6 protein-coding genes are annotated in these 7,289 nt (G+C 66.1%); 4 read left to right on the top strand and 2 right to left on the bottom strand.

Features of this window, described 5'->3' with window-relative positions; genetic code table 11:
* Positions 1 to 67: 67 nt before the first annotated feature.
* Genes IM733_RS07775 through IM733_RS07790 form a run of 4 tightly spaced genes read left to right on the top strand, consistent with a single transcriptional unit; the run spans position 68 to position 3,955 of the window.
* Entirely contained in the window at positions 68 to 1,093 is a 1,026-nt protein-coding gene (locus IM733_RS07775) for a polyamine ABC transporter substrate-binding protein (protein ID WP_248920317.1), read from the top strand.
* A complete protein-coding gene (locus tag IM733_RS07780) occupies positions 1,090 to 2,007 on the top strand; it encodes an ABC transporter permease (protein ID WP_248920318.1) in 918 nt (305 codons plus the stop codon). The genes IM733_RS07775 and IM733_RS07780 overlap by 4 nt, the downstream gene beginning before the upstream one ends.
* Positions 2,008 to 2,013: 6 nt before the next feature.
* Positions 2,014 to 2,823 (top strand): ABC transporter permease, encoded by an 810-nt coding sequence (locus tag IM733_RS07785; RefSeq protein WP_248920319.1) that lies wholly within the window; start codon positions 2,014 to 2,016, stop codon positions 2,821 to 2,823.
* Positions 2,824 to 2,842: 19 nt separating this feature from the next.
* The gene (locus IM733_RS07790) at positions 2,843 to 3,955 is read left to right on the top strand and encodes an ABC transporter ATP-binding protein (protein ID WP_248920320.1); all 1,113 of its coding nucleotides are present in this window, start codon (positions 2,843 to 2,845) and stop codon (positions 3,953 to 3,955) included.
* Between the two features lie 87 nt (positions 3,956 to 4,042).
* Here the strand turns inward: IM733_RS07790 and IM733_RS07795 are convergent, their stop codons facing one another.
* Positions 4,043 to 6,046, bottom strand: a complete 2,004-nt coding sequence (locus IM733_RS07795; RefSeq protein ID WP_248921140.1) for a MacB family efflux pump subunit — start codon at positions 6,044 to 6,046, stop codon at positions 4,043 to 4,045.
* Between the two features lie 2 nt (positions 6,047 to 6,048).
* Positions 6,049 to 7,203 carry a macrolide transporter subunit MacA gene (gene macA, locus IM733_RS07800; RefSeq protein WP_248920321.1) on the bottom strand — a complete coding sequence of 385 codons (1,155 nt, stop codon included), beginning with the start codon at positions 7,201 to 7,203 and terminating at the stop codon, positions 6,049 to 6,051.
* Positions 7,204 to 7,289 lie beyond the last annotated feature (86 nt).

Here is a 7,289-nt window from a genome sequence, read left to right on the forward strand (position 1 = left end):
CTCCCCGAACACATTTGGCGGGCGCCAGAAGCCCGCCTCGAATAACAAAAGCAACGAGGGCGTAACCATGCTGTTGAGCAAACGAGTCACCGCAGTGCTGGCTGCCAGCCTGCTGACCTTGGCCTGCCAGGCCACCCAGGCGGCCGACAGCCTGAACTTCGTCAGCTGGGGCGGCACCACCCAGGACGCGCAGAAACAGGCATGGGCCGAGCCCTTCTCCAAGGCCAGCAACATCAAGGTCGTGCAGGATGGCCCCACCGACTACGGCAAGCTCAAGGCCATGGTCGAAAGCGGCAACGTGCAATGGGATGTGGTCGACGTGGAAGCCGACTTCGCCCTGCGCGCCGCCAGCGAAGGCCTGCTCGAACCCCTCGACTTCAGCGCCATCCAGCGCGAGCGCATCGACCCGCGCTTCGTCTCCGACCACGGTGTCGGCTCGTTCTTCTTCTCCTTCGTGCTCGGTTACAACGAAGGTAAGCTCGGCACCAACAAGCCGGTGGACTGGACCGCGCTGTTCGACACCAAGACCTACCCCGGCAAACGCGCCCTGTACAAATGGCCGAGCCCCGGCGTGCTGGAACTCGCTCTACTGGCCGATGGCGTCCCGGCCGACAAGCTCTACCCACTGGACCTGGACCGCGCCTTCAAGAAACTCGACACCATCAAGAAAGATATCGTCTGGTGGGGCGGCGGCGCTCAGTCGCAACAGTTGCTGGCCTCGGGTGAGGCTTCGCTGGGTCAGTTCTGGAACGGCCGCGTGCATGCCCTGCAACAGGACGGCGCGCCGGTCGGGGTGAGCTGGAAGCAGAACCTGGTCATGGCCGATTTCCTGATCATCCCCAAGGGCGCGAAAAACAAGGACGCGGCCATGAAGTTCCTGGCCAACGCCAGCAGCGCCAAGGGCCAGGCCGACTTCGCCAACCTCACCGCCTACGCCCCGGTCAACCTCGACAGCGTCAGCCAGCTGGACCCGAAGCTGGCCCCCGACCTGCCCACCGCCCATGCCCCGGACCAGGTGACCCTGGACTTCGCTTACTGGGCGAAGAACGGCCAGGCCATCGCCGCCCGCTGGAATGAGTGGTTGGTCAAATGAAAGTCGCCATCAACGCCCTGCACAGTGCGCAAGGTGCCCCCAGCGGCACCGGCGCACCCACGGCGGCCCCGCGCCGCCAACCCCTGGCCCAGCGCTGGCGCGGCAGCCGCAACCTGCTGCCAGCGCTGCTGTTCCTGGGGCTGTTCTTCTTCGCGCCGCTGATCGGCTTGCTGCTGCGCGGGGTACTGGAGCCCGTGCCGGGCCTGGGCAACTACGAACAGCTGTTCGCCAACTCGGCCTATGCCCGGGTGCTGTTCAACACCTTCTCGGTGGCCGGCCTGGTCACCCTGATCAGCGTGCTGCTGGGTTTCCCGCTGGCCTGGGCAATCACCCTGGTGCCACGGGGCTGGGGCCGCTGGCTGCTGAATATCGTGCTGCTGTCGATGTGGACCAGCCTGCTGGCGCGCACCTATTCCTGGCTGGTGCTGCTGCAGGCGTCGGGGGTGATCAACAAGGCGCTGATGGCACTGGGCATCGTCGACGCGCCGCTGGAGATGGTGCACAACCTCACCGGCGTGGTGATCGGCATGAGCTACATCATGGTGCCGTTCATCGTCCTGCCGCTGCAGGCGACCATGCAGGCCATCGACCCGATGGTGCTGCAGGCTGGCGCCATCTGCGGCGCCAGCCCCTGGACCAACTTCTGGAAGGTGTTCATCCCGCTGTGCCGCTCGGGCCTGTTCTCCGGGGCGCTGATGGTGTTCGTCATGTCGCTGGGGTACTACGTGACCCCGGCGCTGCTCGGTGGTGCGCAGAACATGATGCTGCCGGAGTTCATCGTCCAGCAGGTGCAGTCGTTCCTCAACTGGGGCCTGGCCAGCGCCGCCGCCGCGTTGCTGGTGTTGATCACCCTGGTGCTCTTCTACTTCTACCTGAAGCTGCAACCGGAATCCCCGGTCGGCAACGCGAGGTAAGCCGCCATGCTCCTGACCCCCAACGCCATGGGCCGCCCGCTGCGCACGGGCCTGTACCTGACCACCGGGCTGATCGCGGCGTTCCTGTTGCTGCCGATCCTGTTCATCGTCCTGCTGTCGTTCGGCTCTTCGCAGTGGCTGGTGTTTCCACCGCCAGGCTGGACCCTCAAGTGGTACGGCCAGTTCTTCTCCAACCCCGAATGGATGGACGCCGCCCTGGCCAGCCTCAAGGTCGCCGTGCTGACCACCCTCGCCGCCGTGGCCCTGGGCCTGCCCACCGCCTTCGCCCTGGTGCGCGGGCGCTTCCCCGGCCGCGAACTGCTATACGGGCTGTTCACCCTGCCGATGATCGTGCCGCTGGTGATCATCGCCGTGGCGGTGTATGCGCTGTTCCTCAAGCTGGGCTACACCGGCACGCTGGTCGCCTTCGTGGTCAGCCACGTGATCGTCGCCCTGCCCTTCACCATCATCTCGATCATCAACTCGCTCAAGCTGTTCGACCAGTCGATCGAGGACGCCGCGGTGATCTGCGGTGCCTCGCGCCTGCAGGCGATCATCAAGGTGACCTTCCCGGCCATCCGCCCGGGGATGATCGCCGGTGGCCTGTTCGCCTTCCTGGTGTCCTGGGACGAAGTGGTGCTCAGCGTGATGATGGCCAGCCCCGAACTGCAAACCCTGCCCGTGAAGATGTGGACCACCCTGCGCCAGGACCTGACCCCGGTCATCGCCGTCGCCTCGACGCTGCTGATCGGCCTGTCGGTACTGATCATGGTCATCGCCGCCGCCCTGCGCCGGCGCAACGAAGTCAGCGCCTGAGCGCCCGGAGACAACAACAATGAGTGCAGTGATGAAAGACGATGCGCGCGGCTTGCCCCTGGTCAGCCTGCGCAACCTGAACAAGCACTACGGCGACTTCGCCGCGGTGGACAACATCGACCTGGATATCCAGGACGGCGAGTTCCTCACCTTCCTCGGCTCCAGCGGCTCGGGCAAGTCCACCACGCTGTCGATGCTGGCCGGGTTCGAGACCCCGAGCAGCGGCGAGATCCTGGTCCAGGGCCAGTCGCTGGTGAACGTGCCGCCGCACAAGCGCGGTATCGGCATGGTGTTCCAGCGCTACTCGCTGTTCCCGCACCTGAACGTGCGCGACAACATCGCCTTCCCCCTGGCCATCCGCAAGCACAGCGCGAGCGAGATCGCCAAGCGCGTGGACGCCATGCTCAAGCTGGTGCAGCTGGAGCCGTTCGCCCACCGGCGCCCTGCCCAGCTCTCCGGTGGCCAGCAGCAGCGCGTGGCGATTGCCCGGGCGCTGGTGTACGAGCCGCGCATCCTGCTGATGGACGAACCGCTCGGGGCGCTGGACAAGAAGCTGCGCGAGGACCTGCAAGACGAGCTGCGTCAGCTGCATCGGCGCCTGGGCATCACCATCGTCTACGTGACCCACGACCAGGAGGAAGCGATGCGCCTGTCGCAGCGCATCGCCATCTTCAGCCATGGGCGGATCGTGGGGCTGGGCACGGGCTACGACCTCTACCAGAACCCGCCCAATGCCTTCGTCGCCTCGTTCCTGGGCAACTCCAACTTCCTGCGGATCACGGCCAGTGGTAATGGCGCGGGCAGTTTCGAGGGGCAACCAGTGGCGATTCGTCTGACACCGGGGTTGGCGAACGGGCAGGCCGCACAGGTCATGGTGCGGCCGGAAAAAGCAGTGGCGTTGACACTTGAGCAAGCGACACGCGAGCCGCTGCCTGGCGGCTGGAACGAGGTGGACGCCCGTGTCGGCGAGGTGCTGTTCCTGGGGGAAAGCCAGACCTGCCATGTAGTGACCCAGGGCGGGACGGAACTGACGGTCAAGGCGTTGTCCGCCGCCGGCATGCCCATGCAGCCGGGCGACCGGGTCAAGGTGCGCTGGGCGCTGGCTGATGCCTGCATCTACACCGAGCTGTAGCTGAAAAGCTTTCGCCGGCAAGCCGGCTTCTACGGGTACAGCGCCGACTGCGCGCCTGTAGGAGCCGGCCTTGCCGGCGAATGGGCCTCAATCCCGCGCCAAGGCCTCGATCGGGTCCAACCGCGCGGCATTCCTCGCCGGCACGAAACCGAACACGATGCCGATCAGTGTCGAGCAGACGAACGCGGTCACGATCGACCCCAGCGAGAACACCATTTCCCACTGCTTGACGAACAACGCGAACAGGTAGCCGATCCCGTACGACAGCCCGATCCCGATCACCCCGCCGATCAGGCAGACCATCACCGCCTCCACCAGGAACTGCTGGCGGATATCCGACTGTCGCGCCCCCACCGCCATGCGGATGCCGATCTCGCGAGTACGCTCGGTCACCGACACCAGCATGATGTTCATCACCCCGATGCCCCCCACCACCAGCGAGATCACCGCGATCAGTGACAGCAGCAGGGTCAGCGAGCGGCTGGTCTTCTGCACCGTCTGCATGATGCTGTCGAGGTTGTTGGTGAAGAAGTCCTTGGTGCCATGGCGCTGCAGCATCAGCTTGTTGACCTCCTCCTCCACCCGCTTGCTCGGCAGGCCGTCCTTGATCCGCACGCTGATGCTGTCCAGGTGGCGCTGGCCCAGCACCCGCCCGGCGGCGGTCTCGTAGGGCATCCACACGTTCAGCGAGTTGCCGGCGACGAACAGGTTCTTGTTCTCGGCAGTCACGCCGATCACCGTACACGGCAGGCTACCCACCAGGATCACCTGCCCCAGCGCCTCGACCCCGGGCGCGAACAGGCGCTTGCGGGTGTTGTGGTCGATCACCACCACCTGCGCCTGGCGCCGGGCGTCGTCGGCGCTGAACACGATGCCCTCGGCCAGGGGGATGTTGCGTACCTGGAAGTACTGCTCGCTGACCCCGTTGAGCTGCACGTCGGCGTCGATGTTGCGGTAGCGCACCAGCGAACCCTGGCCGATCACCGGGGTGGCGCTGTCGACGTAGTACAGCTCGTTGAGCGCGGTGACATCGGCCGGCGACAGGGTTTCGATGGCCTTGGCGCGGCTGTCACCAAAACTTTTGCCCGAGTAGATGTCGATGGTGTTGCTGCCGATCGCCTGGATATCCTTGAGCACATAGCCCTTGGCGCCCTCGCCGATCGCCGAGATCGACACCACCGAGGTGATGCCGATGATGATCCCGAGCATGGTCAGCAAGGTACGCATGCGGTGCGAAATCAAGGCGATCCAGGCCATCTTGAAGGCCTCGCGGAACAGCCCGAGGCTGGCCACCAGCCGCCGTGGCGCCCGTTCGGCGGCCGGCTGCACCTCATCAACCGGCTTCGCCACCTCGCGCACCGTGCGCCGGTCGTCGACGATCTGCCCGTCGCTGACTTCGATGATGCGCTCGGCATGGGCGGCCACCTTGGGGTCGTGGGTCACCAGGATCACCGTGTGCCCGGCGGCGTGCAGTTCCAGCAGGATGTTCATCACCTCCTTGCCGCTGGCGGTGTCCAGGGCCCCGGTGGGCTCGTCGGCGAGGATCACCTCGCCGCCGTTCATCAGCGCCCGGCAGATGCTCACCCGTTGCTGCTGGCCACCGGACAACTGGCTGGGGCGGTTCGCCAGGTGCCCGGCCAGGCCCAACCGCGTCAGCAGTTCGCGGGCCCGTTGGTGGCGCCCGGCCTGGGGCACGCCGGCGTAGACCGCAGGGATCTCCACGTTGCGCAGGGCATCCAGGTGCGGCAACAGGTGATAGCGCTGGAAGATGAAACCGAAGTGGTCACGCCGCAGCGCGGCCAGGGCGTCGTCGTCCAGGTCGCGGGTTTCCTGGCCATTGACCTGGTAGCTGCCGCTGCTGGCGTGGTCCAGGCAACCAAGGATGTTCATCAGCGTCGACTTGCCCGAGCCCGAGGCGCCGATGATCGCCACCAACTCGCCGGCACGGATCTGCAGGTCGATATCCTTGAGTGCCAGGAACTCGCGGTCGCCGGCCATGAACCGCCGGCTCACGCCCGTCAGGCGCAACAGCGGCTGGCCCTGCGCCACCGCCCGCGTTCGCTGCGGCGACAACTCGACAGTCATGTCCATGGTCATGCCCCCGCCTCGCCTGCCACCGGCTCGCCGATCACCACCCGGTCGCCCTCGGCCAGGCCCGCCTTGACCTGCACCTTGACGTTGTTGTTGATCCCGGCCTGCACCTTGCGCACCTGGGCGAAGCCCTTGGCGTCGAGCACCCGCACCGCGAAGCTGCCATCCTTGTCGCGTGGGCCCAGCGCCGCCACCGGCACGGTCAGCACCCCTTGCGCGGTGTCGAGGACGATACGCACCTGGGCGGTCATCGAGATGCGCAGGCGGTGCTCGGGGTTGGGCACCTCGAACAGCGCGTTGTAGAACACCGCGCTGGCCTGGCGGGACGCGCCGCTGCTCTTGTCGCTGCTTTCCAGGTAGTTCTGCGGCGCAGGCTCGGTGCCGCGCAGCTTGGCGTAGTAACGCTGGTCGTCACCGAGGATGGTGAAGTACACCTGCTGGCCGGGGCTGATGTGGATCACATCGGCCTCGGACACCTGCGCCTTGATGGTCATGGTGTCCAGGTCGGCGAGCTTGAGCAGTATCGGCGCCAGCTGGTTGGCGATCACGGTCTGGCCTTCCTGGGTGACGACCCCCACCACATGGCCATTGATCGGCGCGACGATGCGGGTGTAGCCCAGGTTGACCCTGGCCGTGTCGACCTGCACCTGGGCGCTCTTGATCTGCGCGTCCAGCGACAGCAGGTTGGCCTGCTGCACCTCGTACTCGGACTCGGCGTTTTCAAAGTCCTGTCGCGAGATCGACTCGTCCGTCTGCAGCACTTCGTAGCGCTCGTAGACCCGCTTGGCCTGCTTGAGCTTGGCCTGGGTCGAGCGGCGTTCGGCCTGTAGCTTCTCTGCGTCCACCTCGGCCTGGCGCAGGGTGTTGCGCAGCACCAGCGGGTCGATTTCGGCCAGCCACTGGCCTTCGGTGACTTTGTCGCCCAGCTTGACCTTCAGCGACTTGAGCTGCCCGGAAACCTGGGCACCGACATCCACCTGGCGGATTCCCTCCAGGGTGCCGGTAGCCAATACCGCGTTCTCGATGTCGCCCCGTTCGACCGTGGCGGTGATGTACTGCGGCGGCTTGGCCGGCGCCTGCACCGCGTACAGCACGATACCGGCGACCAGGGCGGCCGCGGCGCCCAGCGTGACCTTGCGAAACTTCGACTTTTCCATGAGTTCCCACTACTGATCAGAGAGGGGCCGCGCTGCGGCCCTTTCGCGACACAAAGCCGCTCCCACAGACAATCTTTCGCCTGGCT

The organism is Pseudomonas entomophila (genome assembly GCF_023277925.1).
Classification (GTDB): Bacteria; Pseudomonadota; Gammaproteobacteria; order Pseudomonadales; family Pseudomonadaceae; genus Aquipseudomonas; species Aquipseudomonas entomophila_D.

What these genes read in the sequence shown, in the direction of transcription:
- IM733_RS07785 (WP_248920319.1), top strand. Translation starts at nt 2,014, where the DNA reads ATGCTCCTGACCCCCAACGCCATGGGCCGCCCGCTGCGCACGGGCCTG.
- IM733_RS07790 (WP_248920320.1), top strand. Translation starts at nt 2,843, where the DNA reads ATGAGTGCAGTGATGAAAGACGATGCGCGCGGCTTGCCCCTGGTCAGC.
- IM733_RS07795 (WP_248921140.1), bottom strand. Translation starts at nt 6,046, where the DNA reads ATGGACATGACTGTCGAGTTGTCGCCGCAGCGAACGCGGGCGGTGGCG.
- macA (WP_248920321.1), bottom strand. Translation starts at nt 7,203, where the DNA reads ATGGAAAAGTCGAAGTTTCGCAAGGTCACGCTGGGCGCCGCGGCCGCC.
- IM733_RS07775 (WP_248920317.1), top strand. Translation starts at nt 68, where the DNA reads ATGCTGTTGAGCAAACGAGTCACCGCAGTGCTGGCTGCCAGCCTGCTG.
- IM733_RS07780 (WP_248920318.1), top strand. Translation starts at nt 1,090, where the DNA reads ATGAAAGTCGCCATCAACGCCCTGCACAGTGCGCAAGGTGCCCCCAGC.